The organism is Aliiroseovarius conchicola (assembly GCF_041403445.1).
Classification (GTDB): domain Bacteria; phylum Pseudomonadota; class Alphaproteobacteria; order Rhodobacterales; family Rhodobacteraceae; genus Aliiroseovarius; species Aliiroseovarius conchicola.
Window position 1 is genome coordinate 155,833 of sequence record NZ_JBGEHL010000006.1, and the last position, 24,278, is coordinate 180,110.

At 55.4% G+C, this 24,278-nt stretch carries 30 protein-coding genes; 17 read left to right on the forward strand and 13 right to left on the reverse strand.

Translation table 11 applies throughout. From position 1 onward, the window contains the following. Positions 1-24: 24 nt before the first annotated feature. The 8 genes from V6N04_RS12245 to mutM form a co-directional block, all read right to left on the reverse strand. A complete protein-coding gene (locus tag V6N04_RS12245; protein ID WP_371170458.1) occupies positions 25-645 on the reverse strand; it encodes a LysE family translocator in 621 nt (206 codons plus the stop codon). Continuing rightward, positions 642-1,061, reverse strand: a complete 420-nt coding sequence (locus tag V6N04_RS12250; RefSeq protein WP_371170459.1) for a VOC family protein — start codon at positions 1,059-1,061, stop codon at positions 642-644. The genes V6N04_RS12245 and V6N04_RS12250 overlap by 4 nt, the downstream gene beginning before the upstream one ends. After that, positions 1,058-2,164, reverse strand: a complete 1,107-nt coding sequence (gene recF / locus V6N04_RS12255; protein ID WP_371170507.1) for a DNA replication/repair protein RecF — start codon at positions 2,162-2,164, stop codon at positions 1,058-1,060. The genes V6N04_RS12250 and recF overlap by 4 nt, the downstream gene beginning before the upstream one ends. Before the next feature lie 70 nt (positions 2,165-2,234). Next, positions 2,235-3,353 carry a DNA polymerase III subunit beta gene (dnaN, locus tag V6N04_RS12260; RefSeq protein ID WP_371170460.1) on the reverse strand — a complete coding sequence of 373 codons (1,119 nt, stop codon included), beginning with the start codon at positions 3,351-3,353 and terminating at the stop codon, positions 2,235-2,237. A 136-nt stretch (positions 3,354-3,489) separates the two neighbouring features. Then, complete coding sequence (gene dnaA / locus V6N04_RS12265; RefSeq protein WP_371170461.1) at positions 3,490-4,851, reverse strand: chromosomal replication initiator protein DnaA; 1,362 nt, start codon at positions 4,849-4,851, stop codon at positions 3,490-3,492. 589 nt (positions 4,852-5,440) lie between these two features. Then, entirely contained in the window at positions 5,441-5,704 is a 264-nt protein-coding gene (rpsT, locus tag V6N04_RS12270) for a 30S ribosomal protein S20 (protein WP_371170462.1), read from the reverse strand. Between the two features lie 161 nt (positions 5,705-5,865). Continuing rightward, positions 5,866-6,642, reverse strand: a complete 777-nt coding sequence (locus tag V6N04_RS12275) for an enoyl-CoA hydratase (protein WP_371170463.1) — start codon at positions 6,640-6,642, stop codon at positions 5,866-5,868. A 67-nt stretch (positions 6,643-6,709) separates the two neighbouring features. Continuing rightward, positions 6,710-7,561, reverse strand: a complete 852-nt coding sequence (gene mutM, locus V6N04_RS12280; protein ID WP_371170464.1) for a bifunctional DNA-formamidopyrimidine glycosylase/DNA-(apurinic or apyrimidinic site) lyase — start codon at positions 7,559-7,561, stop codon at positions 6,710-6,712. Between the two features lie 74 nt (positions 7,562-7,635). Here mutM and ubiE point away from each other — a divergent pair, with 74 nt between their 5' ends. Then, on the forward strand, positions 7,636-8,388 hold the full coding sequence (ubiE, locus tag V6N04_RS12285) for a bifunctional demethylmenaquinone methyltransferase/2-methoxy-6-polyprenyl-1,4-benzoquinol methylase UbiE (RefSeq protein WP_371170465.1): 753 nt from the start codon (positions 7,636-7,638) through the stop codon (positions 8,386-8,388). A 1-nt stretch (position 8,389) separates the two neighbouring features. Then, on the forward strand, positions 8,390-9,919 hold the full coding sequence (ubiB, locus tag V6N04_RS12290) for a 2-polyprenylphenol 6-hydroxylase (protein WP_371170466.1): 1,530 nt from the start codon (positions 8,390-8,392) through the stop codon (positions 9,917-9,919). On the opposite strand, the gene V6N04_RS12295 is transcribed toward ubiB, so the two are convergent. The 3 genes from V6N04_RS12295 to V6N04_RS12305 all read right to left on the reverse strand — a co-directional run bounded on the left by V6N04_RS12295 (position 9,905) and on the right by V6N04_RS12305 (position 12,912). Continuing rightward, positions 9,905-10,777 (reverse strand): phosphotransferase, encoded by an 873-nt coding sequence (locus V6N04_RS12295; RefSeq protein ID WP_371170467.1) that lies wholly within the window; start codon positions 10,775-10,777, stop codon positions 9,905-9,907. The two genes, ubiB and V6N04_RS12295, sit on opposite strands and share 15 nt — an antisense overlap. A 65-nt stretch (positions 10,778-10,842) precedes the next feature. Further along, complete coding sequence (locus tag V6N04_RS12300; protein WP_371170468.1) at positions 10,843-11,514, reverse strand: flagellar hook capping FlgD N-terminal domain-containing protein; 672 nt, start codon at positions 11,512-11,514, stop codon at positions 10,843-10,845. A 12-nt stretch (positions 11,515-11,526) separates the two neighbouring features. After that, a complete protein-coding gene (locus V6N04_RS12305; protein ID WP_371170469.1) occupies positions 11,527-12,912 on the reverse strand; it encodes a flagellar hook-length control protein FliK in 1,386 nt (461 codons plus the stop codon). A gap of 220 nt (positions 12,913-13,132) precedes the next feature. On the opposite strand from V6N04_RS12305, the gene V6N04_RS12310 reads away from it, so the two are divergent. From V6N04_RS12310 to V6N04_RS12335, 6 genes are all read left to right on the forward strand, one after another. Continuing rightward, positions 13,133-13,432 (forward strand): rod-binding protein, encoded by a 300-nt coding sequence (locus V6N04_RS12310; protein WP_371170470.1) that lies wholly within the window; start codon positions 13,133-13,135, stop codon positions 13,430-13,432. Continuing rightward, positions 13,419-13,772, forward strand: a complete 354-nt coding sequence (locus V6N04_RS12315) for a hypothetical protein (RefSeq protein WP_371170471.1) — start codon at positions 13,419-13,421, stop codon at positions 13,770-13,772. The genes V6N04_RS12310 and V6N04_RS12315 overlap by 14 nt, the downstream gene beginning before the upstream one ends. A gap of 208 nt (positions 13,773-13,980) precedes the next feature. Next, positions 13,981-15,273 (forward strand): flagellin N-terminal helical domain-containing protein, encoded by a 1,293-nt coding sequence (locus tag V6N04_RS12320; protein WP_371170472.1) that lies wholly within the window; start codon positions 13,981-13,983, stop codon positions 15,271-15,273. A 74-nt stretch (positions 15,274-15,347) separates the two neighbouring features. After that, the gene (gene flaF / locus V6N04_RS12325; RefSeq protein ID WP_371170473.1) at positions 15,348-15,719 is read left to right on the forward strand and encodes a flagellar biosynthesis regulator FlaF; all 372 of its coding nucleotides are present in this window, start codon (positions 15,348-15,350) and stop codon (positions 15,717-15,719) included. Next, positions 15,716-16,120, forward strand: coding sequence for a flagellar biosynthesis repressor FlbT (flbT, locus tag V6N04_RS12330; RefSeq protein WP_371170474.1), 405 nt, complete (start codon positions 15,716-15,718; stop codon positions 16,118-16,120). The genes flaF and flbT overlap by 4 nt, the downstream gene beginning before the upstream one ends. After that, positions 16,117-16,911, forward strand: coding sequence for a DUF1217 domain-containing protein (locus V6N04_RS12335; protein WP_371170475.1), 795 nt, complete (start codon positions 16,117-16,119; stop codon positions 16,909-16,911). The genes flbT and V6N04_RS12335 overlap by 4 nt, the downstream gene beginning before the upstream one ends. Before the next feature lie 121 nt (positions 16,912-17,032). On the opposite strand, the gene V6N04_RS12340 is transcribed toward V6N04_RS12335, so the two are convergent. Continuing rightward, complete coding sequence (locus tag V6N04_RS12340) at positions 17,033-18,343, reverse strand: FliI/YscN family ATPase (RefSeq protein ID WP_371170476.1); 1,311 nt, start codon at positions 18,341-18,343, stop codon at positions 17,033-17,035. A gap of 85 nt (positions 18,344-18,428) precedes the next feature. On the opposite strand from V6N04_RS12340, the gene V6N04_RS12345 reads away from it, so the two are divergent. The 9 genes from V6N04_RS12345 to V6N04_RS12385 are packed head-to-tail and all read left to right on the forward strand — an operon-like array spanning position 18,429 to position 23,000. Further along, positions 18,429-18,821, forward strand: coding sequence for a FlgB family protein (locus V6N04_RS12345; RefSeq protein ID WP_371170477.1), 393 nt, complete (start codon positions 18,429-18,431; stop codon positions 18,819-18,821). A gap of 12 nt (positions 18,822-18,833) precedes the next feature. After that, the gene (gene flgC / locus V6N04_RS12350; RefSeq protein WP_371170478.1) at positions 18,834-19,226 is read left to right on the forward strand and encodes a flagellar basal body rod protein FlgC; all 393 of its coding nucleotides are present in this window, start codon (positions 18,834-18,836) and stop codon (positions 19,224-19,226) included. A gap of 9 nt (positions 19,227-19,235) precedes the next feature. After that, entirely contained in the window at positions 19,236-19,526 is a 291-nt protein-coding gene (gene fliE, locus V6N04_RS12355) for a flagellar hook-basal body complex protein FliE (protein WP_371170479.1), read from the forward strand. Next, positions 19,526-19,795: a flagellar biosynthetic protein FliQ gene (locus tag V6N04_RS12360; protein ID WP_371170480.1), complete on the forward strand. Its 270-nt coding sequence runs from the start codon at positions 19,526-19,528 to the stop codon at positions 19,793-19,795. The genes fliE and V6N04_RS12360 overlap by 1 nt, the downstream gene beginning before the upstream one ends. A gap of 2 nt (positions 19,796-19,797) precedes the next feature. Then, positions 19,798-20,517 (forward strand): flagellar hook-basal body complex protein, encoded by a 720-nt coding sequence (locus V6N04_RS12365; RefSeq protein ID WP_371170481.1) that lies wholly within the window; start codon positions 19,798-19,800, stop codon positions 20,515-20,517. A 12-nt stretch (positions 20,518-20,529) separates the two neighbouring features. Continuing rightward, a complete protein-coding gene (flgG, locus tag V6N04_RS12370) occupies positions 20,530-21,315 on the forward strand; it encodes a flagellar basal-body rod protein FlgG (protein WP_371170482.1) in 786 nt (261 codons plus the stop codon). Continuing rightward, a complete protein-coding gene (gene flgA / locus V6N04_RS12375; protein WP_371170483.1) occupies positions 21,315-21,746 on the forward strand; it encodes a flagellar basal body P-ring formation chaperone FlgA in 432 nt (143 codons plus the stop codon). Before flgG ends, flgA begins: the two co-directional genes overlap by 1 nt. A gap of 21 nt (positions 21,747-21,767) precedes the next feature. Beyond that, positions 21,768-22,496: a flagellar basal body L-ring protein FlgH gene (gene flgH / locus V6N04_RS12380; RefSeq protein WP_371170484.1), complete on the forward strand. Its 729-nt coding sequence runs from the start codon at positions 21,768-21,770 to the stop codon at positions 22,494-22,496. A 9-nt stretch (positions 22,497-22,505) separates the two neighbouring features. Beyond that, positions 22,506-23,000, forward strand: coding sequence for a flagellar basal body-associated FliL family protein (locus V6N04_RS12385; protein WP_371170485.1), 495 nt, complete (start codon positions 22,506-22,508; stop codon positions 22,998-23,000). Between the two features lie 16 nt (positions 23,001-23,016). Here the strand turns inward: V6N04_RS12385 and V6N04_RS12390 are convergent, their stop codons facing one another. Further along, a complete protein-coding gene (locus tag V6N04_RS12390) occupies positions 23,017-24,261 on the reverse strand; it encodes an NAD(P)/FAD-dependent oxidoreductase (protein WP_371170486.1) in 1,245 nt (414 codons plus the stop codon). Positions 24,262-24,278 lie beyond the last annotated feature (17 nt).

Below are 24,278 nucleotides of genomic sequence, written 5' to 3' on the forward strand. Positions count from 1 at the left end.
GTGTCAAATACAAGGGGCGCTGGATTAGGTAAATGGAATAATCAATCCAACCAAAATCAGCATTGTTCCAGCCGCCAAATTCATCCTTCGCAGCGCGTTCGGGGATGACAGCAACCGACGTGCCCGATCTATGAAAAATGCCAAGATCAAATTGCCGACAAGTGGCACGACGAACGAAGCAAATCCGATCGCGACAATGTCCGGGGCGGATAGACGCGACAGATCAAAGAACCCAGGCAGCACGCCCATGTAAAACAGGATCGCCTTCGGATTGGCGATGATCACAATCAACCCGGCAATAAAGCCCGCCCAGATGCCGGGCCGTGTCAGCTTGCGATCCCCCGAGATACTGGCATCTGCCGAGCGAATGATGGTTATCCCAAGCCAGATAAAAAACGCCGCTGCAACCAGCCGGAGCACCAACATCGCTCCGCCGACGCTTGCCGCCACCCACCCCATTCCGAGGGCGGCGAGCACAGACCAAAAGATATCACCAATCGCGACACCCATTGCCAACGGCCACGCCTGCTTGAACCCACCGGACAAAACACGCGCAACAAGGGCAACCCAGACAGGGCCGGGTGTCAGGAACAGGACGAATAGCCCAAAGACGTAAAAGCCAAGTTCGGCGGAAGTGATTGTCACTTCAACTGCCCGTCGTCATCAAGCGACCAAAACGGATTCATGGCGTATTCCCAAAGGTGCCCATCGGGGTCGGCGATATAGCCAGAATAACCACCCCAGAATACCTTTTCAGGGCGCGCCACCTCGGTCGCGCCAGCTGCCAGAGCCTTCTCGAACGCGTCATCAACTTCGGCCTCCGTGGCAAAGTTCTGCGCCAGTGTCATGGCCCCAGTTTTTAGGTCTGCGATGTCTCGGCGGGTGTCTTTAGCCAAACCGTCCAGCGTATAGAAGCCGAACTTCATACCGTTCATGTCGTAAAAAACGACCATTTCATCCTCGGTGCTGGACGGAACCCATCCGATAGCCTCGTAAAACGCCCTTGCTCTCGCGATTTCTTTCACGCCCAAGGTGATCAGCGTCACACGGTTGGTTTTCATCCTAACACTTCCTCCACAAGCGAGGTGCCTTCGACCTCACTGACTTCAAAATGGCTCGCCCGGTCCCCAAGTTCTGCGAACAGCTCGGGACCAGTCCCTGTCATAAATGCTTGCGCCCCCAACGCACAAATTTCGTCATAGAGGGCCGCGCGTCTGCCCGCATCCAGATGTGCGGCAACTTCGTCCAACAGCAGGATGGGCGGCGCCCCAAAGCTTTGCGCCAAGGCGCGTGCGTTGGCAAGGATCAGGGACACCAAAAGCGCCTTTTGCTCGCCTGTTGAACAATCACGCGCGGCGATGCCCTTGGCAGCATAGATTGCAGCCAGATCCGTCCGATGGGGACCTACAAGCGTGCGCCCTGCCATCAGGTCGCGCGGGCGGCTGGCAGCAAAAGCATCGGCCAGACCTTCGCTATCCTCAGGTAACTCTGCTTCGTCGGCTTGCGCCAGCGAAAGCTCAGCCGTCGGAAATGCTGTTTCCGCCTCGTTCTGAGCCGCTCCCAGCTGCGTCAAAGCAGCGACCCGGTTGGATGATATTGCGACTCCAGAAGCTGCCATTTGCGCCTCAAGCGCTGCGTACCAATGCTCGTCCTTCTGTCCGTCCTTCAAAAGCCGGTTTCGCTCGCGCATTGCCTTTTCATAGGTCAAAACCGCCTCGGCATGGGTCGGCTCAAAACTCATGGTGATCCGGTCTAGAAACCGCCGCCGTCCGTCAGCCCCTTCGACCCAAAGGCGATCCATCACCGGTACCAGCCACAGAATTCGAGCAATCCGTCCCAAGGCGACCTGTGGTGCAGGCTTGTCATCAATCCGCACTTGACGTGCTGCGCCTGCTTCAACCCAGGTCTCAACCTCATGTACCTGATGCAGGCTTTGCAACTCGGCAGCGATTTTCCAACCCAAAGCCTCCGGCCGCCGGATCATCTCGTCCACTGTTGATCGCCGCAACCCACGCCCCGGCGACAACATTGAAATCGCTTCAAGGATGTTGGTTTTACCCGCCCCATTGCGTCCATAAATGGCAACGGGTCGCCCATCCAACGACAAGCGCGCCACCCGATGGCTGCGAAAATGGCTGAGTGTCAGCGCCCGCAAGGCCAGCATCACCCGGCGCGCCTCATTTTCTTTCTGAAAATATCCCCGCCGGAGGCATAAAATCTATGCGCAGCTTTGGTCACACACGCATCGGCATGACGACGTAAACGGCGCTGGTGTCGTTGCCTTCACGCATCAGGGTAGGATCGCCGGACGAGTTGAACATGAACACGGCATTCTCGCGGTCGACCTGACTTGCGATCTCCAGCAAGTATTTGGCGTTAAACCCAATCTCCAATCGCTCATCGCCATAGGCAACGGCAAGCTCTTCCTCCGCCGCACCCGCATCTGGTGCATTCACAGAAAGCACTAAGCGATCCTCGTCCAACTGCAACTTAACGGCCCGCGACCGTTCACTTGACACCGTGGCGACACGATCAACCGCTTGCGCAAACTCGGTCGCGTCCACTTCCAACTTGCGCGTATTGCCGGTGGGAATGACGCGTGTGTAGTCCGGGAACGTCCCATCAATAACCTTAGATGTCAGCGTAATCGCGGGTGTCGCAAAGCGGATCTTGGTCTCGGACACTGAAACGGCGATGGTTGCATCGTCATCATCCAAAAGCTTACGCATCTCGCCCACTGTTTTCCGCGGAACGATCACACCGGGCATATCCTCGGCACCGGACGGCAAGTCAGCATCAATGCGCGCAAGACGGTGGCCATCGGTCGCCACGCAACGCAGCACTTTACCGCCATCCGCATCTGAGACGTGCATATAAACACCGTTCAAGTAATACCGCGTCTCTTCTGTGGAGATCGCAAATTTTGACTTGTCGAATAAACGGCGCAGAACTGGCGCGGGTGCAGAGAAATTCGCTGAGTATTCAGAGGACGCCATGACCGGGAAATCCTCTTTGGGCAACGTCGCCAAAGAGAAGTTCGAGCGACCAGCCTCGACCGACAGACGCCCAGTCGCGCCATCATCAGTCAATTGCACCAGCGCACCATCAGGTAGCTTGCGCACGATCTCGTGCAAAGTCACAGCTGAAACGGTCGTTGCGCCGGCGCGTTCGACCATGGCATCGGTCTTGTCTACAACTTCGATGTCCAGATCAGTTGCGCGGAAAGATACCGCGTTGCCTTCGGCTTCGATCAACACATTTGCCAGAATTGGAATGGTGTTTCGGCGTTCTACAACTGATTGCGCCTGTGCCACGGCCTTAAGAAGCGCGCCGCGTTCGATACTGATCTTCATGTCCCACTCCTGACAGATACCGGGACGGGGAACATAACACGCTCACCGCCCGGCTCAATTCGTTATTCGGAATGTCCGATTCTTTCGCGGGCGGGTCAAGGCTTTAGCGGCCGATTTCCCACCAATTCAGGCCCTCTCAGGCCTCCAAAGCGCGGCGCAGAAGCTCCAGATCTTCTGCAATCTGCTCATCCTTGCCTTTCAGCTCATCAATGCGCTTGACGCCATGCATGACCGTGGTGTGGTCCCGGCCCCCAAAACGTCGCCCAATCTCTGGCAACGAACGTGAGGTCATTTGCTTTGCCAAATACATCGCGACCTGACGCGGACGTGCGATTGTCCGCACGCGTTTCGGACCAATCAGGTCGGACAGGCGGATGTTGTAATGCTCGCTGACCTTGCGCTGAATTTCTTCCACCGTAACTTTGCGATCTGATGCGCGAAGAATGTCGCCCAGACAATCCTGAGCCATCTCCAACGTAATCTCGCGGCCGATCAAAGAGGCGAAGGCAAAGAGGCGCATCAAAGCCCCTTCCAGAACCCGCACGTTGGACGAAATTCGGTGCGCCAAATACTCAAGAACGCCATCGGCAATCACCAACCCCTCGTAATCCTTGCGGAACGTGTTGAGTTTGGTTTGCAGAACGCCCAACCGAAGTTCATAATCGGTCGGGTGCAGGTCCACCACAAGCCCACACTGAAGGCGGCTCTTGATCCGATCCTCAAGATCTTTGATCTCACCGGGCGCACGATCAGCCGAGATAATGATCTGCTTGTTTTGATCCACTAGCGCATTGAACGTGTGGAAGAATTCTTCTTGCGTGCTGTCTTTACCGGCGATGAACTGAACGTCATCAACCATCAGAACATCAACGGACCGGAAAAGCTGCTTGAAATCCATCATCTGCTTTTCTCGGATCGCCTGAATGAAACGATACATGAACTGTTCGGCAGACAGGTAGACCACGCGCAATTCTGGCTGGCGCGTTGTCATCTCGTGCGCAATGGCGTGCATCAGGTGGGTCTTGCCAAGCCCAACGCCGCCATAAAGAAACAGCGGGTTAAAGGTGACAGGCCCACCCTCGGCGACGCGACGCGCGGCGGCGTGGGCCAACTCGTTTGGCTTCCCAACGACAAAATTATCGAAGGTAAAGCTCTTCACCAGAGGGGCCCCTGGCAGTTCATCTTTCCGAGCGGGCTTTGCAGAAACTGACGTGACTTGTGCAGGCTGCGCTGCCGCGGGCTCAGTATTTGCCGGTCGCGTAGGAACTGAAAACTCAAGTCGAGTGACTTTCAAGCCTTCACTGTGCATCTGGCGCAAGATCTTGTCGCCAAAATTACGGTCGACCCAATTTCCCATGAAATTCGTGGGGACAAGGAAGGTCGCAACCCCCTTGTTCAGCTCCGCAAATTCGAGCGGTTCAATCCAGTTTGTATAGTTGTTCTGCCCAACAGTTTTTTGCAGCTTGCTTCGAACAAGTCCCCATTCTTCGTTCGTCATGTCACCTCGACCCGGATTTCATTATAGCTGACCAGCGGCAGCCTATTATCAAACATATCGACATTCAGGGCGCCTCGGCGCCCGCAGCCACAACACAAACCGAACACCCGCCTCAACCGGGTGCGCCAAACACAAAGCAACCTAGGGGCAAGTCTATGCTTGCCGCATCGGTCGCCCGTCCGGGCGTAGAGACATGACAACAACTCAGCCTGTCGAACCAATAGTGATCCGACGTCCGCTGCACGCGCAGACGAAACGCCAACCCCCAAGTTGGCTTTGCGTCTCTGCGCAGAATGAATCAGAGAACTTCTGATTCATTCATTAAGTCAAGGTATTAACCTTATTGTTCAAGGGTTTACCCCTTGATTATATCATAGTCCCAAGTCAACGATGTGAATCGCTGAATGCAAGCTAGCAAGCTGTCTGCGGAGCACGCAATAGAACTTCGCGCTTGACTCATTCTTTCCGAATGCGAATCCCAAGCGGCTTGCACAAATGCAATTTTTGGGGCCTGAAATGCGAGCGGAGCGTGCCCCGGGGGACACGCTCCGCTAGATTTTCAAAACCAGTCTTTCGACCAGTCGAAGTCTTAAGCCATCGCTTTCAGGCGCGATGTCAGACGCGACATTTTACGGGCCGCTGTGTTTTTGTGGTAAACGCCTTTGGTCACGCCGCGCATCAGTTCGGGCTGGGCCGCTTTCAGGGCTGAAGCGGCTGCGTCTTTGTCGCCGGATGCAATCGCTTCTTCGACGTTACGCAGATAGGTGCGAATGCGCGAACGGCGGGCTTTGTTTACTGCGAAGCGACGCTCGTTCTGGCGGGCGCGTTTTTTTGCTTGGGGCGAATTTGCCATGTGTCTGATCCCTCTTTCGGGTGTGTATATCGTTTCAAAAGCTGCGCATCAGCACCCGACCGGGTTCAGAACCGGTGATTCTGGCCAAAGCGGGCCTCACGCGCATGTATGGGCTGCCCTTTACGGCAATTCTGCCGCAAAGGGAACCCAAAAAAGTGAACTTACTTGTCGCGGAACTGGGGTTCGCGCTTTTCAGTAAAGGCGGCCATGCCTTCTTTCTGATCTTCGGTGGCGAAGAGCGAATGGAATAGCCGGCGTTCAAACAAGATACCTTCGGTCAGCGGCAATTGCTCTGCCCGGTTCACGGCTTCTTTGATGGCCATGACCGTGATCATGGACTTCTCGGCAATCTTGGCGGCAGCAGACATTGCTTCGTCCATCAGCTTTTTGCCCGGAACAACACGGCTGACAAGTCCGCTGCGTTCTGCTTCTTCGGCGTCCATAAAGCGCCCGGTCAGGTTCATGTCCATCGACTTGGCGCGACCAATCAGCTTGGTCAGGCGTTGCGAGCCCCCCATGCCGGCCATCACGCCCAGGTTTACCTCGGGCTGGCCAAATTTAGCGGTGTCCGAAGCAATGATGAAATCGCACATCATCGCCAGTTCACATCCGCCGCCCAGCGCATAGCCGGAAACAGCAGCAATGATCGGCTTGCGAATGCGCATGATCGCATCTTCTTCTGGCGTAAACAGATCTCCCGCGAAAACATCGACGAAGCTTTTCTCGGCCATCATTTTGATGTCGGCCCCGGCGGCGAACGCCTTTTCCGATCCAGTCACAACAATGCAGCGTACTTTGTCGTTCTTCTGGCCATCTGCCAGTGCGTCGCCAAGTTCGCCCAAGAGTTCGAGGTTCAGAGCGTTTAGCGCGTCGGGTCGGTTGAGCTTGATCAGACAGATGTGATCTTCGATCTCAACGATAATATTCTTATAGGCCATGGTTCCCCTTGCCTTTGTCCGTGGTGGTCGGTCCTAAGTCGTAAGCATGCAAGCTTGGGTGATCAAGCTATCTTTGGCATTGCGCACAATAGAAAGTTGAACGACCCGATTGCGTGATTCGCTTGATTTTTCCAGTGCAACCCTGCGTCACACAGGGTTCGCCTTCGCGGCCATATACCCGGAAATTATGCTGAAAATAGCCTAAATCACCGTCGGCCTGGCGGTAATCTTTCAAGGATGACCCGCCGCTTTCGATCGCCTCAGAAAGCACGTCACGGATGATTGGAACAAGCGAGGCCGTGCGACCAACTGACAGCCGCGCTGCTTTCCGTGCTGGATGAATCCCCGTGCGGAACAGCACCTCACACACATATATATTGCCCAGGCCCGCGATGATTCCCTGATCCAGAAGTGCAGTTTTAATGGGCGAGTTGCGGGTGCGTAGAGCACCTGTCAGATAGGTCTCATCGAAGTTATTACCCAAAGGTTCAGGCCCCAACACCCGGATCAACTTGTGATCTTGTAGTGCATCTGTGTCACAAAGATCCATCGCTCCAAAGCGCCGTGGGTCGTTGAAGGTGACACGGGCACCGTTGTCCATATCTATGACCACATGATCATGTTTTTCGGGTGCCGGGTGTTCATGATGGAACTTTCCCATCTGATGGCCTGAAATCAGCATTCGCCCGGACATTCCCAGATGGGTGATCAACGTCTCGCCCGTATCAAGATCAGCCAACAAGTATTTCGACCGCCGCCCAAGCCGCAAAACCTTCGCGCCTGTCAACCTCTCAGCCATGCGATCGGGAAAAGGCCAACGCAGCCCTTCACGTCGAATTTGTGCCTGTGCGACCCGGGCACCTTCCATAACTGGGGACAGGCCGCGACGAACCGTCTCGACTTCGGGTAATTCGGGCATCTCGTCCGCCTCTCCATTGTGTGCCACCATTCGTCACGATATGAGGGATCAATCGTAAGGAATGGGCAAGCCCAATGAACACCTCGAAGAAAAAAACCACCCATTTCGGGTTCCGCACGGTAGATGAGGACGACAAGGCCGGTATGGTCCACGGCGTCTTCACCAACGTCGCCTCGAAATACGACATCATGAACGATGTGATGTCGGTCGGCATTCACCGTGTTTGGAAAGACGCGATGATGGATTGGCTGGCACCGCGCGCTGGCCAGCGGCTTTTGGATGTTGCAGGTGGTACGGGCGATATCTCGTTTCGTTTCGTTGGCCGCGCGCCCGATGCATCGGCCGTCGTTTTGGACATGACCGAGTCGATGCTGGTTGAGGGTAGCAAGCGCGCCGAAGCCGGCAATCTAGCAGATCGTTTGGACTGGGTCGTCGGTGACGCAATGGCGCTGCCGTTCGAGGATAACAGCTTTGATCGCTACACGATCAGCTTCGGCATTCGCAACGTGACACGGATTGCGGATGCTCTGTCCGAAGCCTACCGCGTGCTGAGACCGGGCGGGCGCCTGATGGTTCTGGAATTCAGTCAACTTCCCAATGATGGGATGCAGAAGCTCTATGACCTCTATTCCTTCAACGTCATTCCGCGCATGGGCAAGCTGATCGCGGACGATGCTGACAGCTATCAGTATTTGGTCGAATCGATCCGCAAGTTTCCCGATCAGGACACGTTCGCGCAGATGATCAAAGATGCGGGTTTTGACAACGTAAAGTATCGCAACCTGTCTTTGGGCATTGCCGCCCTTCATTCAGGGTGGAAGATCTAGGATGCGCGGCCCTCACAATATTTGGCGGTTGATCCGAACTGGTGCGACCTTCCAGCGAACCGGCGCGATGGGCGTCGTTCTGGATGCGATGAACGCGCCGCCCATGCTGCGGCTGGCCGCGCGGGTCGTTGGATTTCCGTTTTCATGGCTTGGCAAGAAAGGGGATACATCCCTTCCGCCTGTTACGCGCGCGATCACAGCGCTGGGCCCTGCCTATATCAAGTTCGGACAAATCCTGTCGACCCGTCCCGATGTGGTCGGGGCCGAGATGTCCGACCAGTTGCAATACCTGCAAGACAAGCTGCCGCCCTTCCCCTCTTCCGTTGCCAGACAGATGGTCGAGAAGGAACTGAACATCAAAATTGATCAGGTGTTCTCGGAGTTTTCAGAACCGGTTGCGGCGGCTTCCATCGCGCAGGTTCACAAAGCACGATTGGCATCTACCGGCGAAGAAGTCGCAGTCAAGGTCCTGCGCCCAAACATCGAACGTGCGTTTCGCACGGACATTGACGCCTTCCACTTTTCCGCCGGCGTCATCGAATGGCTGCTGCCATCTACGCGTCGCCTGCGTCCCACCGATGTGGTCGAACACTTCGAAGGGGTCGTAATGGGCGAGCTGGACTTGCGACTGGAAAGCGCATCGGCCAGCGAATTTGCAGAGAATACCGTGAATGACCCCGGCTTCTTCGTTCCGAAGGTGAATTGGGGTCTGTCGGGCCGGTCGGTCATGACCTTGGGCTGGGGCGAAGGCATTCCAGCCAACGATCTGCCCGCGATCCGCGCCTCCGGCCTTGATATGGATGCGCTGGGCGAACGCGTTCTACAGCTGTTTTTATCCCACGCCTTGCGCGACGGTCTGTTTCACGGGGACATGCACCAAGGGAACCTGAAGTTTGCCGCGAACGGTGATGTCATTGCGATTGATTTCGGGATCATGGGGCGGATCGATGAATACACACGCCGCGTCTATGCTGAAATCCTCTATGGTTTTATCACACGCGATTATCGCCGTGTTGCCGAGGTGCATTTCGAGGCCGGATACGTCCCAGCAGACCAGAATGTCGAAGAGTTCGCCCGCGCCCTGCGCGCTGTGGGCGAGCCGATTTTCGGAATGGACGCCACCCAGATTTCTATGGGTCGCCTTCTGTCATATCTGTTCGAAGTGACCGAGAAGTTTGGTATGGAAACCCGCACCGAGCTTATATTGCTACAACGCACCATGGTTGTTGTCGAAGGGGTGTCGCGATCGCTGAGCCCCAACATCAACATCTGGCAGGTGGCGAAACCAGTTGTCGAAAGCTACATCACAAACTCGATCGGACCGAAGGCTTTGGTGAGGGATCTGATCAAAACCGCACGAGTACTGGCGCGGTTTGGGCCGCGATTGCCCGAATTGGCAGAGGCCGCATTGATAAAGCAATCCGCGCCCGCCCCAGATATTGACCGTGCCCGCCCGCTCCGGGCAATGAGCTACGTCGCCTTGGGCGGTGGACTCGCATTGGCCGCTGTTTGGGTGTCAACTTTGCTGTAGTTCAGCAAGTTCCAGATCGGCCATTCCTTCATAAGCCAAATCGCCTAGTGCTGTTTTCCAACGACAATAGGCAGCCATTCGCCAGTGGAACAGCGGCTCTAAGACGCGATACCGGGCGACCGTCTGCATATCCTGATTGTGCGATTGATATGTGACCAGAAAACTCTCGATTTCAGTCGCGGTCAGTTGGCGGCGGCCATATACGACCTGCATCGCAGGCGACAGAAACATTGCCAAATCGGCACAAGGGTCGCCGATCACCGGGCATTGCCAGTCAATCAACACGAGCCGCCCGGGGCTGGCTAGGATATTGCCCGGCACGATATCACCATGAAGGAACGCTTGGCGACTTGTCGGTCCCACCGCCACATCGGGAGGCGGTCCCAGATCATGGCCCGACTGCGCGAGCATGGCCAACCCGTCTGCTATCATCGTTTGGGAGGTAAGGGTGACCTCGGGCAGTCCTGCTGGTAGCGGTTGCTGATGCAGACGGGCCATCAGCCTCGCGACGCTCTGCACATCCCCATTCCAGGTCGGCCCCTCAACATGGCGATAGATCAGAGACTCACCAAAACTGGTATCCTGAAAAGCGACAATTTCAGGGGCGATCCCTGACCTTTCGAGCGCTTGCAAAGCCAAGGCTTCGCGCGTTCCGTCATTGGCAAAAAGGGGTGTAGCCGTGTTTGGCATGAAGAGCTTGCACACCAGCCGTGTTCCATCATGCATATCGACGCGCCAAATGGGGTTTGTTCGTCCGCCATCCAGTCCATGCCAGTGCGCATTCATCGGGATCACGCCAGCATCCGACCAGATACGTTTAAGAGCATCAAATGTGGTGCTGGCCAATTGCCTTCGCATACACTGCATCCCGCTACTAGGTCGGGCCAAACTATGGCCGAGCCAAGGGCACGACAAGGGTAACTTTATGGCTCGCGAATTGCTGCAACTTGATCGGCTGCGACTTTCTGACCACTCTCTAGAACTAACCAAAGATTGCCGTCCGCACTTTGAGTTTCGGTGATGCGGCTGAAGGCTTCGACGGGATCGGATGACAGATGCCGTCCTGCACCCATGCTGATCAACTCGAACGAATATACACCCTGTGGGTAAGGCGTTCCCCCCTCGTCCACACCGGCCCATTGGATAGGTTCGGAGGACAGCGGAATCACGCGGTTCTCTACAATTGTGCCTGCCTCGTTTTTCACCACCAATCGCGTCTGATCTGCGCCAGATGCAGGCTGAGGAACCAATGTAATTGGTGTCTGGTCAAACAACACAGGGGCGGCAACGCGGGCCTCCATCCCAACCCAGCCAGCGATATCCGACAGCCCCATCAGGCCAAGTTTGGCACCCAGTCCCTCCAGAAGGTCATTGGTCATAACCTGTTGTTCAACGCCTGAGAAGGTCGCCAATTGAACCGCGTAGTCGGAACCTTCGACGGGGTTAAGCGGATCTTGATTTTCCATTTGTGCGGTCAGCATTTTCAGAAATGTCTCAAAATCCGACGATATCGCCGCCCCCTCTTTCTGATCAGGCTGCGTGTACTGCGCGGGTGCAGCCGTCAAGGCGGCCGGCATATTTTGGGTAACGTCCATGTTTGTTGCTCCTTATATCCTGATGTCCACGCCGGCAGTTGCCGCACCAACCAGCCGCGAATCTGTGGCTAGTTGATCCTCTGTCTTGAAAAGAAAGGTCGCGGTTTCTGGTTCCGGATCGTTGCTTTCCTGTTGATCGCCAGGTGCCGTATCACCTTGTTGCTGAAACGAGAAATTGACGTCCTCATAACCCAATTCTTTCATATCTTGCGCCAGCAATTCGATGTGGCGGCGCATTAGATCCAGCGTCTCAGGCCGTTCTACCTGCAAGACCACGTTCATCGTGGTTGCATCCGACTGGAACGTCATGCGTAGGCGTCCTAGTTCTTCGGGATTGAGCGTTAACTCGACGGGCTTGTCAGGAAGCGTCCGCGCAATTTCAACCAGCTGGGCAGAAATGATACGCGGAGCATCTACCCCGATCCGTGCGGGCAACGCTGTTCGTGTATCCGCTCCTTGCGCGACAAAGGCATCGTGGAACTTCTCGTCTGGTGTCAGATGCACATTCTGGTCAGACAGCTCACTCCCTGCCTCTATGGGGTTGTAAATACCGGACATGATGGAGGGTGACGTGTTGGTTGATAGGGCAGGTGCGGCTTGAGTCGAAACCGCTGTGTTGCTATCGATTATCGACGTCGTATGCGTTGGTGTTTCTGGGCGAGCACCGGTCTGGCCCGTCGCTTTTGTGTCCGCTTTTAGTTCCGGGTTTGCAGATTGATACGAAGCCGAATTGATCGGCATATCGTGGACCCCACGTGTCGCTCTGGAGACTTGATTATGAGTGATCTGCATTTCTACGCGATCAGCGGGTGACGAACCTCCGAGTTCCGCATTATTTGAACCACTGATTGATACGGCCATATCCAGTGACATCCGCCCGAGAGTCAGCAACGCAGCAGTGCGTCCTGCGTCAATGGCAGAGGCTTGCGGTCCGCGCGCTGTTTCACCAGCAATCAATGACACTTCTGGTGGATCCAGCATTACGGTCTTCGTGCGATCGTCTAGCGAAAGATGGTGCGAATCCACAAAAAGCGTTCCGCGTCCTGGATTTACGAAACCCTTGGCAGGAACTGCTGTCTGCGGCAAGGATCCTGAGCTGGAAACCTTCTTGGTTTGTTGGTGGGGTTCAATGCCCGTTCCGGCCACACTTTCCGGATTGAGAGGCGACTCAGTGGAAGGTTGTGCAGACAATGGCACAGTCCGTTGCGCGCCATTTGACCGAATCTGCGCATCGGAATTCGAACTCGTTTCCGCTGGGACCGCTCGCGTTGTTCCCGTTTCATATTGCGGGATCAGCAAAGCTTCTGATCCGTATTCCGCATCGCTCGTATTCTTTGGGCCCGCTTTCAGAACAGGCTTGATGCCCTGCTCGATCGGTACTGGGCCAAGGGCAAACACGGCACCATCCATCTCGTGTTTGTCGCCAGACACGGGTATCTGTCCTTTGCTCGCCGTTCCCGGTTCGCCAATTCCAGCAAAGAGCATCGCATGGTGTAGTTGCATTCGTGTTTCCGGGTGTTCTGACTCCGATACGCACAACATTGCAGACCGAAGTTACCAGTTCTTTACCGCTTGATGGGATAAATGGGAAAATTGTCAGTATTAGAAAGGACCAGGCATGGATCCTGTAACCACGACCAGTCCAACGACCAATCGCGTGTCCACGACACACACGGGTTCGCAAGATGCGCGCCTTATGGCGGTGGCACAAAAGCTCGAGGCAAGTTTCCTGTCCGAGATGTTGAAGTCCGCGGGGCTTGGGCAGGCGCGCGACGCGTTCGGGGGAGGCGCGGGTGAAGACCAGTTTTCGTCATTTCTACGACAAGCACAGGCCGAGGAGATGGTAAAGACGGGCGGCATTGGTCTGGCCCAATCGTTGTTTGAGGCATTGAAAGAGGCAGAGAATGAAGCACGCTGAAACAAACTCTGCGTCGGTTGATCTGCTCGACCTACTTGATCGCGAACGCTCATTGATTCTGTCGGGCGATGTCGAGAAGATAACGCGACTTCTTCCCGAGAAAGAACGGCTAATGGCCGATCTAAACGCGTCGGTGGCGTCCGCCGAAATGTTAGAGGAATTACAAACTCGGGCTGACCACAATCAAACCCTTCTTAGTGCCGTCGCACAGGGAATACGGGCTGTCCAGAAGCGCTTGGAGGCCTTGCAATCCGCACGATCTGAACTCCGGACCTATACCAAGGCGGGGCAGGCGATGAACCTATCCGCACAGCAAACAAGTATAGAGAAGAAGGCATGATTTCGGCGGAGTTGTTTCAAATTGATGGGAACAAGCCTAGGCGAGTTTAGATTTTCTTCAGAGGTTTCATCGCATCGTTTTCAGGCATCCTGAGGGGGTGGCGCGTGCCGCAAATCGGCATCGCAATAGTCAGAACGGCTTTGAAATTCCGCCAAGACGGCGGTGATGAAATCTGGCGCAAAGCGTCAATGACTGAAGGAAAAAACCTATGTCCAGTATACTGACAAACAACAGCGCCATGGTTGCGCTTCAGACACTGAAATCCATCAACTCCAACCTCGCGAGCACACAGGCGGAGATCTCCACAGGTAAGTCCATCGGATCGGCCAAGGACAACGCGGCTGTGTGGGCGATATCGAAGGTGATGGAAGCGGATGTCAAAGGTTTCAAAGGCATCTCTGACAGTCTTTCGCTTGGCGAAAGCACAGTAGCCGTCGCCCGTCAGGCATCGGAAACTGTGACCGACTTGCTGACGGACATCAAATCCAAGATCGTGGCCGCCCAAGAGGACAATGTCGATCGCGGGAAAATCCAAACGGATATCGTTGCACTACGTAATCAGATCAACTCAGTCGTTGGGGCGGCACAATTCAACGGACTAAACCTAGTTGACGGTACTCAGGGCGGAACCAACACCAACGGAAATGTGGGTGTTGATGTACTTTCTTCACTTGATCGGCAGGCAGATGGTTCGGTCGTCACAAGCTCGATCGGTGTAGACGCACAGAACCTATCGCTGACGGCTGGTACAGCTCTTACAACGGCCGCAGCGTCTGTCGGGACCGACACAGGTACGGCAGGTGTTATTGATGCGAATGACGGGGGCACCAACGACTCGATCACCCTCGATACGTTTGCCTTCCTGGACGCGTCAGGTGGTGCGACTGGTACAGCCGCTGTCATGCCTGACGCGGCAGGAGTTGATACGGGAGTAAACACCGGGCTGGTTGTGGGCGACCAACTGTCGCTGACAATCGGGACAGTGCAGGGTAGCTATGTTGTAAAAGAAGGCGATACTGCGGAATCGGTCGTTGCGGGAATGAAGAACGCACTGATCTCGCAAGGCCTGGACGGCAACAGCTTCACCATGGACATCGACACCAACGCGGCTCAGTTGGAAATCACCAATGAGACCAACGCCGACATTGCATTCTCGTTCAGCGCCTCGCGCGGTTCGGGTGGCTTGTCGGGCCTTACCACGATGGATGTATCGACCAGCGGGGGTGCTGATGCAGCACTTGGCGCAATCGAGAACATGATCCAGACCTCAATTGATGCCTCAGCATCCTTTGGCTCGGTCGAGGGTCGCATCGAAATCCAGTCAAACTTTGTCGGCAAGTTGTCGGATTCACTGAAGTCGGGCATTGGCGCAATGGTTGATGCGGACATGGAAGCGGCATCTGCGCGCCTACAGGCACTCCAGGTGCAGCAGCAGCTTGGCACACAGGCGCTATCAATCGCCAACCAGGCGCCACAGAACATCCTGTCGCTGTTCCGTTAAACAATAGCGAGGGCGCTAAAAATGGCGCCCTCCTATAGGAATTCAAAATAAACCGTCACTGGAAGGAAATCCCCGTGTACGCAGCTGCACAGGCCAAAACGGCCTACAATTCCTCTTCTCGCGCACCGTTGCGCACCTCGCGTGGCACCGAATATGAAGCCTTCGCAAAGATTACACATCGATTGCGCCGGGCCACAGCATCGGAATTTCCGCGCCTCGCCGAAGCTCTCCATGAAAACCGCAAACTTTGGACCTTACTGGCAGCTGACGTCGCCGATGCGGGTAACGGGCTGCCTGACGAGCTGCGCGCGCGCATCTTCTATCTTGCAGAGTTCACCGCAGACCACAGTCGCAAGGTTCTATCAGACGGCGCCGACACTAACGTGCTGGTCGAGATCAACACCGCAATCATGAAAGGATTGCGCCAGAAGGAGGGCATCGCATGACCGGACTTGTGCTGAAACTCAGCCCAAAGGAACGCGTTTTGATCAATGGTGCGGTCATAGAAAATGGTGATCGACGCTCGCGACTTTCGATTGTGACCCCGAATGCTAATATCCTGCGCCTTCGCGACGCGATCCATCCTGAGGAAGCAAATACGCCGGTTCGCAGGGTCTGCTATATCGCGCAATTGGTTCTGTCTGGCGATGTTGAGCAAGAACAGGCGCGATTGCAGATACTCAGGGGTATTGAACAGCTTAGCCAGGTGCTGACAGATACTGACAGCCGCGAGCTGTTAGCCACGGCGACCAGTGCGGTGCTAGATAACCAGTATTACTTTGCGCTCAAACATCTCCGGGCCCTTCTGCCGCGAGAGGAGCGTCTAATGGGTGCGCGCGCGTCATGACTTTTCAACCCGTCATACCGATGGGCGGTGCCGCCGGCTGGGCCTTTCTTCAGCGAACTCAGGCGGCGCAACAGCGTGCATTCGATGCGTCGCCTGTAATCGAGAGAGAGACGGCATACTTTAACGACAAAATCGGTGAAGTAAAAACCAGCAGCGATCTTATCGAAGATCAAACCCTATTGCGCGTGGCGTTGGGGGCCTTCGGGCTGGATGACGACATAAACAACACCTACTTCATCAAGAAGGTGTTGGATGATGGCACGTTGGACACTGGTGATTTGGCCAACAAGCTCTCGGACAAACGGTATCTGGAGTTCTCTAAAGCGTTTGGCTTTGGGGATTACGGGATACCGCGGACACAGGTTTCAGATTTCGGACCTGAACTTGCGACGGCCTATCGACAAAAGCAATTTGAAATCGCTGTTGGCCGACAAGATGAAACAATGCGGTTGGCCATGACTGTTGATAATGAACTGACCAACATTGTTGATAGTTCCGGTTCTGCAGACACAAAATGGTACAAGATCATGGGTAATCCACCGTTGCGGAAGGTATTTGAAACAGCGTTTGGATTGCCAAGTTCATTTGCCGCGCTCGATCTGGATCAACAACTCGCCACTTTTCGAGATAAGGCGGAACGATATCTGGGTGCGGCAGAAGTTGATCAATTCACTGAGCCGGGCAAGAGGGACGAACTCAACCGCTTGTTCCTTGTCCGGTCGCAAATCGCTGCCGGCGCTGCCGCCATGTCGGGTGGTGCCATCGCGCTTACATTGCTTCAAAACGCTTAGAAACACGCATTGATATCCGGTCCAGGAGGTCAATTTTATCTTCAAGAATCATTGAAGCCGTCCCGAAAACCGGTCTCCCTCCTTGCGGTGGAGCACTAAGAGTTGGACGCATTGGCGTTTTTCAGACGCTTTCAGCCAACCTTGCAAAGCTCGCCGCACTGTTATCAGGTTCAGATTCCGTTAAAAGCGCATCAAGTGCCGGCCACGCAGCAATCGCTTCGTCGAGGGCTGGATCTGACCCTGCCGCATATAGCCCGGATTGAATCATCATTTCAGATCGGCTGTACAGACCCAACAGCTTTCGCCCTCTCGAAATTAAAGCGTTCTCGTCATCGGTCGCGGCATCAGGAAGCGCGCGCGACACCGACCTAAGAAGATCGATCGCCGGGAAGCGTCCGCGTTCCGCAATTTTTCGATCCAGCACCACATGGCCATCAAGCACACCGCGCAGAATATCGGCAACGGGTTCTTCCATGTCTGATCCCGCGACCAGAACCGAGAAAATAGCGGTAATGTCGCCTTCTCCCGCGGTTCCGGGCCCGGCCCTTTCACATAGGGTGGTTATTTGCTGGGCAGTAGAAGGAGGAAAGCCCCGCAAATTTCCGCTCTCACCGGAAGCCAACGCAATCTCGCGATGTGCTTCGGCATATCGTGTGACGCTATCAGCCAAGAACAGTACGTGACGCCCCTGATTGCGGAAATGCTCGGCGACCGTCATTCCGGCCCATCCACAGCGTCGCCGAACCATTGGAGACTGATCGGACGTTGCCGCAACTACAACCGCTCGTTTCATTCCTTCGGGTCCAAGAACTCGATCAACGAACTCTCGAACCTCTCGGCCTCGTTCGCCGATTAAGGCAATCACGACGACATCTGCCTGAACTCCGCGCGCCAGTTTTGCCAAGAGTGTGGATTTGCCAACGCCAGAGCCTGCAAACAATCCGATGCGTTGCCCGCGAACAATCGGAAGGAACGTGTTAAATGCGGCCAGCCCGGTTTCTAACCGTTCACCCAATGGCCGCCGTTCCGTGGGGTTGGACACCTCACCTCTCAGTGGCGTCGCCGTGGCGCCTCGCAAAATTGGGCGTCCATCCAATGATCGTCCCATGGGATCTATTACACGGCCGATCCAACTGTCATCCGGTGCAATTTCGGCCCGACCTTCCAGGTTGACCTGATCGCCGATCTGAAGGCCTTCGACATCCCCGTCCGGCAATACGGTCACAGAATCGGATGACAGGTTCAGTACTTCACCCATGCGCGGGCGGCCCGAACTGGGTCGAATCTCGACCAGATCGGCCTGTGCAGCCGCGGCAGACAACCCGGTGATCCGCAATGTACCTTGACCAATCTCAGCGATGCGCCCGACGTCAATGACAGGTTTTACCGATGATAGCTCTGCTGTCAGCTGCTCTAAACCGATCCGCGCCATGTGTTCCTCCGTTTTGATCACTGAAACTGTTTTTAAAGGAATCAGGGTTAAGCCTTGGTTGAAGCCAATCGAGGGAGAAGCCCCGATGTTTGAAAAACTGAATATTTTTTCCAAGGCGGCCGGGCTGGCGCAGCACGCTGCCTTACGCCAATCGGTGATTGCACAGAATGTCGCAAACGCCGACACGCCGGGATACCGCGCGCAGGACGTGAAGCCCTTTGCAGACGTCTTTCAACCGGGCGAAGCCGCCCATATGCGGCATACGCGGGCCGGGCACCTTGACTTAGGCGTGGCCACTACACCCGACGACCGACCTCACACCGTTTATCGCCCGGGGGCTATGTCACCCAATGGGAACTCGGTCACGTTAGAGGCCGAGATGATGGCGTCGGCCGAGGCTAAGCGCGATCACGATTTGGCACTTGCTGTCTACAAAACGTCACTTGGCGTTATGCGCAGTGCGTTAGGTCGCAGGTAAGGAGATCGGATCATGAATGACCTTAGGAATTCAGTCGCAGCTGCCACGTCAGGGATGCAAAGTCAGGCAGAGCGCCTACGATTTGTGTCTGAGAACATCGCCAATGCCGACACCCCCGGGTATCGCCGGAAAATGTCGAGCTTTGAGGCTGTCTTGGAAGGTGGACAGAAAACTGGCGCGGTCCGCGCGGGGCCTGTTTCGCTGGATCAGTCCACTTTACCGATGATCTACGATCCCTCGCACCCGCTGGCAGACGCTAAAGGCAATTATCAGGGATCGAATGTCGATCTGGTGGTCGAGATCGCAGACGCACGCGAAGCACAGCGCAGCTACGAAGCCAATCTAAAGATGTTCGATCAGGCCCGACAAATGTCGCGCGGCTTGCTTGAACTGTTGCGCCGATAGGAGGGTCACATGGACATCAGAACGACACTTGCCTCACAGCAATATGCAGCATCAAAACAAGCTGCGCAGCCAACGGCGCAAGCCGAACAAACCGCGAACTCGTTTTCAAGCGCTGCCACAAGTTTCGCCCAAACTGTCCAAAACGGCGAGCAAACCGCGATGGCGGCGCTGTCGGGCAACGCAGACCCACACGCTCTGGTTCAAGCCTTGGCGCAGACAGAGCTCGCCGTCGAAACCGCTGTGACCGTGCGCGACAAAGTCGTCGAAGCTTATCAGGAAATTCTAAGGATGCCGGTCTAATGATGGATGAGTTCATCTTCTATGACACACTGCGCGCCGGGCTTTGGATCGCCGTTGTGATTTCGCTGCCGATCTTAACCGTCGCCTTGTTCTCGGGCCTGATTGTCGGCCTCTTTCAGGCCCTGACATCCATTCAGGAAATGACCCTTACTTTCGTTCCGAAACTCGTTGCGATCCTTGTCGTGTTCTGGGCCAGCATGGGATTCATGACCGAAACGCTGGTCGGCTTCTTTCAACTGCGGGTGATCCCGCTGATCGCAGGGGGCTGATCATGGACAACACGATCTATTCAACGCTCACGCGGCAATCCGGTTTGATGCAAGAGATGCAAAGTGTTGCCAACAACATCGCCAATGCTTCAACCACTGGGTTCAGGCGCGAAGGCATCATCTTTTCGGAGTATGTGGATGCGCTTGCCCCCGGTGATCCGTCTTTGTCGATGGCCACAGCAAACGTAAGAGCACTGAGCTTACAGCAGGGCGCATTGACGCAAACCGGTGGCACGTTCGATTTTGCAATCGAGGGCGAAGGTTTCTTCATGGTCGAAGGCCCAACAGGGCAATTTCTGACGCGTGCGGGCTCGTTTACCCCATCGGCAGAAGGTGAGCTATCCACGCCAGATGGTTATCGATTGCTCGATAGTGGCGGATCGCCAATTTTCATTCCACCAGATGCAAAATCCGTATCCCTCGCGTCCGATGGCACTTTGTCAGTCGATGGACGCGCGACGGGCCAGATTGGGCTCTATCAACCAATTAGTAAGGACGACCTTCAACAGCGCGATGGCGTACGGTTTGAGGTGACTGGCGACGTTGAGCCCGCCTTCGACGATGCGGTGATCTTGCAGGGTTTTGTTGAAGGCTCGAACGTCAACCCAATCGTCGAAGTCGCTCGAATGATCGAAGTCCAGCGGAGTTATGAGCTGGGCCAGCAGTTCCTTGAAAAAGAGGATGAACGTATCCGGTCGGTCCTAAAGACCGTCGGTGGATAAGGAGTTTTCACGATGCGCGCACTGAATATTGCAGCAACCGGCATGCTCGCTCAGCAAATGCGAGTCGAGACGATTTCCAACAATCTGGCGAACATGTCGACCACGGGCTACAACGCCCGTCGCGCTGATTTCGCTGATCTGCATTACCAGCAAATGGCTCGTGCTGGCACCATCAATGCCTCGGATGGAACGACGTTGCCGACAGGTATTCAGCTGGGGCTGGGCGTCCGGCCGGCTTCAGTGTCGATGCTGGTCCAACAAGGCACGTTGGCACAAACCAACGGCAATCTTGATGTCGCCATCGAAGGCAAAGGGTATTTGGAAGTTACGCTTCCGTCGGGTGCATCAGCCTACACACGGGACGGCGCACTGAAACTGTCTGGCGACGGCTTGATCGTCACCGCTGATGGATACGCAGTGTCGCCCGACATCACCGTGCCAACAGATGCGCGGTCCATATCGATCAATGCAAGCGGAGAGGTTTATGCCTATTTCGACAACGTGGTCGAGCCCGAGCTGTTGGGCGCATTCACCCTTGCTGGGTTTACAAATGAAAAAGGGCTTGAAGCAGTAGGCTCGAACCTGTTTCGTGAAACCCCCGCGTCGGGACCGGCATTTGTCGGCGCACCGGGCGAAGACGGTCGTGGCACGCTGCGACAGGGATATCTTGAGAACAGTTCTGTCGACGCGGTACGCGAGATCACAGAGTTGATCGAAGCACAGCGCGGCTACGAGCTGAACTCCAAGGTCATTACAGCCGCCGATCAGATGCTTGCAGCAACCACACAGGTGCGGTGATGCGGGTACTCTACACTCTGATTATCATATTTTTGACAACGGGTTACGCGCTGTCAGACATCGTGGTGGCAACGCGGAACATCAGAAGCAACTCGATTGTTCTGGAAAGCGATCTAAAGATCGTGGAAGGCGATCTGAGCAACGGTTTCCAATCGATCGAAGAGGTCAGCGGGCAAGAGGCGCGAGTTGTTCTTTATGCCGGGCGCCCCATCACACTGAATAACGTCGGCCCACCAGCCTTGGTCGAACGCAATCAGATCGTCACTTTGGCCTACATTACTGGCTCGCTTGTAATCCTGACCGATGGGCGCAGCCTGGGTCGCGCAGGTGTCGGTGATCGGATTCGTGTACTGAACCTTTCCTCACGCTCGGCGGTGACAGGATCGGTTCAAGCAGATGGAACAGTATCCGTCTCTCACAATCAATATTGACTTAATCCTGTAGGAGCTTTCATGCGGTATTTTCTTCTGGTGATCACAGTTTTTCTGAGCGCGTCAGCCTGCGCCCGATTGGATGAGGTCGGTAAGGCCCCGTCGTTCAACCCGGTTGAGATGGGTGCGGAGCACGTGGCGATGAGTTCCGCCGTACTGCCCCGCACCGCACCACCTAAGTCGTCGTTGACGCGCGCCTCACTGTGGAGCGGTGAACGCCAATCCCTGCTCGGCGACCGACGCGCACAATCTGCCGGGGACATTCTAACGGTCGTGATTGAAATTGACGATCGGGCGGAGTTCTCAAACACTTCGAAGCGCGCCCGCGCTGGATCCGAAGACCTGGGCATTCCGGACTTCTTTGGGTTGCCTCAGTCCATCGATAAGGACCTGCCGCAAGGCGCATCAATGGCCAAAGCCGTCGCGCTCTCATCAAGCAGTTCGTCCAGTGGAAACGGATCGGTGAAGCGCAACGAGAAGCTCGAACTTCGTGTAGCTGCGACTGTGCTGGGCACATTGCCAAATGGCGTTTTGAAAATCCAAGGCACGCAAGAAGTGCGGGTCAACTTCGAGCTCCGGGAGCTTCTGGTGACAGGATTTGTCCGTCCCGAGGACATTTCACGTCAGAACGAGATCTCTTACGACAAGATCGCGTCGGCGCGTATCTCGTATGGGGGCCGCGGGCAGATCACGGATGTTCAGCAACCTCGATACGGGCAACAGGTCGCCGACATAATCCTGCCGTTCTAGGGGGCCAAGATGAAGAAACTGTTCCCAATTTTGTTGGCGCTTGTCGGTTTGGGTGCTGGGGCAGGAGCCGGAATGTTCCTACGCCCCGAACCTGAGATGGTTGAGATCAATCCTTGCGGTGAAGTCGATGATGAAGTCGTGATCGCGGTAGCCGAGATGGAGGACGACGAGGTCCATTCCGATAGTGAATTCGTCAAAATAAACAACCAGTTCGTTATTCCGGTCGTGAACAACGACAAGGTGACCTCGTTGGTTGTGATGTCATTGAGCCTCGAGGTCAGCCCCGGAAATCTCGAGGCAGTCTATCTGCGTGAACCGAAACTAAGGGACGAGTTCTTGCAGGTGATGTTCAACCACGCGAACAACGGGGGGTTTGATGGCGTGTTTACACAAACTAGTCGGCTTACCAATCTACGACGTGCGTTGACGGAGGTTGCGACAAGCATTCTGGGCAACGTAGTTTACGATGTTTTGGTGACAAATATCGTTCGGCAAGATCAGTAGTATTGGGGCGGACACCTTAGAACCGCGTGGCGGCGAAGGGTGCGATATTGATCGCCGGCGCGGTGTGACAGGAAATATCCGCAGCGACCTCGGCGGTGCCGGCGGACTGGGTCAGGCCAAGATGGCCATGTCCGAAAGCATAGATTACCCGATCTGATCGGCCGGACGGTCCGATGACAGGCAGGCTATCCGGCAAGGATGGACGGTATCCCATCCACTGGGTCCCGTCTTTCAACTCGATGCCAGGGAAGAAGCGTTTTGCTTTCTGCACAAGTGTCCTTGCTCGTTTGAAGTTCGGCGGCAGCTTTAGCCCGCCCAACTCAACAGCCCCTCCGACGCGTAGACCATCGTTAATCTTCGACATTGCGAAGCCGTGAGACGAGAATGTCAGATGTGTTTTCAGATCCAGCGACGACTGAGCGAACGTCGTGTTGTAGCCTCGTTCTGTCTCAAGCGGGAAACGATCACCAATTTGGCGCGCCAGATGATGCGACCACGCGCCAGCACATATTACGATCTGTTTGGCGTGCAACATGCCATCATCGGCTATCAAGTCGACTTGATCCGCGTTGACGCTAAGACTTTGAATGTTGCAAGTCCGAAACTGTCCACCCATGCCCACAAACATCCCGGCCAGATGTTCGGTCCAGTTCAGGGGGTCTGTGGTGTTGTACCAGCCCGGTGTGAAGCCCGCATGCGTAAAGGTTTCGTTCAAACCGGGTTGAATTTCGGAAATCTCATTGGCGCTTTTCAAAAGGTCGAAATTGATACCGTACGCGGCGCGACGCTGCCACTTGGACGCACTGGCGTTGAACTCGGCGACGCCCTGATAAAGCTCTAACTGACCTTCACGGCGGATTAGAGCCGGGTCACCAAATCGATCCAACTGCCGCTCAAAGGCCTCGGAACAGTGCTGCTGCAAACTCGCCTGCGCAGAAATCGCATCTTCATAGCGATCTCTCCAGCTCGACCTCCAAAATCGGAGCATCCACGGCATGATCTGCAGCGCATAAGCTGGCGGCACGGACAGCGGCCCCAAAGGGTCCACCAGCCATTTTGGCGCTTTCTTCATGATGCCGGGGGTGGCCAGCGGGTCGATCGCTGGAAAGGCGAAGGCGCCCGCGTTGCCGCATGAGGTTTCCTTGGCAATGCCCTTTCGATCGACGAGCAACGGATTACGCCCGCGCGCTTTCAGCTCCAGTGCGGTGCTGACGCCAATTATACCAGCGCCGATCACAACAATATCGTAAACTTCAGACATCGGCATTCCGATCAGGC

What these genes read in the sequence shown, in the direction of transcription:
- V6N04_RS12390 (WP_371170486.1), bottom strand. Translation starts at nt 24,261, where the DNA reads ATGTCTGAAGTTTACGATATTGTTGTGATCGGCGCTGGTATAATTGGC.
- flgC (WP_371170478.1), top strand. Translation starts at nt 18,834, where the DNA reads ATGAATGACCTTAGGAATTCAGTCGCAGCTGCCACGTCAGGGATGCAA.
- dnaA (WP_371170461.1), bottom strand. Translation starts at nt 4,851, where the DNA reads ATGACGAACGAAGAATGGGGACTTGTTCGAAGCAAGCTGCAAAAAACT.
- V6N04_RS12365 (WP_371170481.1), top strand. Translation starts at nt 19,798, where the DNA reads ATGGACAACACGATCTATTCAACGCTCACGCGGCAATCCGGTTTGATG.
- V6N04_RS12295 (WP_371170467.1), bottom strand. Translation starts at nt 10,777, where the DNA reads ATGCGAAGGCAATTGGCCAGCACCACATTTGATGCTCTTAAACGTATC.
- recF (WP_371170507.1), bottom strand. Translation starts at nt 2,164, where the DNA reads ATGCTGGCCTTGCGGGCGCTGACACTCAGCCATTTTCGCAGCCATCGG.
- dnaN (WP_371170460.1), bottom strand. Translation starts at nt 3,353, where the DNA reads ATGAAGATCAGTATCGAACGCGGCGCGCTTCTTAAGGCCGTGGCACAG.
- V6N04_RS12360 (WP_371170480.1), top strand. Translation starts at nt 19,526, where the DNA reads ATGATGGATGAGTTCATCTTCTATGACACACTGCGCGCCGGGCTTTGG.
- fliE (WP_371170479.1), top strand. Translation starts at nt 19,236, where the DNA reads ATGGACATCAGAACGACACTTGCCTCACAGCAATATGCAGCATCAAAA.
- V6N04_RS12340 (WP_371170476.1), bottom strand. Translation starts at nt 18,343, where the DNA reads ATGGCGCGGATCGGTTTAGAGCAGCTGACAGCAGAGCTATCATCGGTA.
- V6N04_RS12275 (WP_371170463.1), bottom strand. Translation starts at nt 6,642, where the DNA reads ATGGCCTATAAGAATATTATCGTTGAGATCGAAGATCACATCTGTCTG.
- flgA (WP_371170483.1), top strand. Translation starts at nt 21,315, where the DNA reads ATGCGGGTACTCTACACTCTGATTATCATATTTTTGACAACGGGTTAC.
- V6N04_RS12300 (WP_371170468.1), bottom strand. Translation starts at nt 11,514, where the DNA reads ATGGACGTTACCCAAAATATGCCGGCCGCCTTGACGGCTGCACCCGCG.
- V6N04_RS12315 (WP_371170471.1), top strand. Translation starts at nt 13,419, where the DNA reads ATGAAGCACGCTGAAACAAACTCTGCGTCGGTTGATCTGCTCGACCTA.
- V6N04_RS12250 (WP_371170459.1), bottom strand. Translation starts at nt 1,061, where the DNA reads ATGAAAACCAACCGTGTGACGCTGATCACCTTGGGCGTGAAAGAAATC.
- ubiE (WP_371170465.1), top strand. Translation starts at nt 7,636, where the DNA reads ATGAACACCTCGAAGAAAAAAACCACCCATTTCGGGTTCCGCACGGTA.
- flgG (WP_371170482.1), top strand. Translation starts at nt 20,530, where the DNA reads ATGCGCGCACTGAATATTGCAGCAACCGGCATGCTCGCTCAGCAAATG.
- mutM (WP_371170464.1), bottom strand. Translation starts at nt 7,561, where the DNA reads ATGCCCGAATTACCCGAAGTCGAGACGGTTCGTCGCGGCCTGTCCCCA.
- flbT (WP_371170474.1), top strand. Translation starts at nt 15,716, where the DNA reads ATGACCGGACTTGTGCTGAAACTCAGCCCAAAGGAACGCGTTTTGATC.
- V6N04_RS12320 (WP_371170472.1), top strand. Translation starts at nt 13,981, where the DNA reads ATGTCCAGTATACTGACAAACAACAGCGCCATGGTTGCGCTTCAGACA.
- V6N04_RS12345 (WP_371170477.1), top strand. Translation starts at nt 18,429, where the DNA reads ATGTTTGAAAAACTGAATATTTTTTCCAAGGCGGCCGGGCTGGCGCAG.
- V6N04_RS12310 (WP_371170470.1), top strand. Translation starts at nt 13,133, where the DNA reads ATGGATCCTGTAACCACGACCAGTCCAACGACCAATCGCGTGTCCACG.
- flgH (WP_371170484.1), top strand. Translation starts at nt 21,768, where the DNA reads ATGCGGTATTTTCTTCTGGTGATCACAGTTTTTCTGAGCGCGTCAGCC.
- V6N04_RS12385 (WP_371170485.1), top strand. Translation starts at nt 22,506, where the DNA reads ATGAAGAAACTGTTCCCAATTTTGTTGGCGCTTGTCGGTTTGGGTGCT.
- rpsT (WP_371170462.1), bottom strand. Translation starts at nt 5,704, where the DNA reads ATGGCAAATTCGCCCCAAGCAAAAAAACGCGCCCGCCAGAACGAGCGT.
- V6N04_RS12335 (WP_371170475.1), top strand. Translation starts at nt 16,117, where the DNA reads ATGACTTTTCAACCCGTCATACCGATGGGCGGTGCCGCCGGCTGGGCC.
- ubiB (WP_371170466.1), top strand. Translation starts at nt 8,390, where the DNA reads ATGCGCGGCCCTCACAATATTTGGCGGTTGATCCGAACTGGTGCGACC.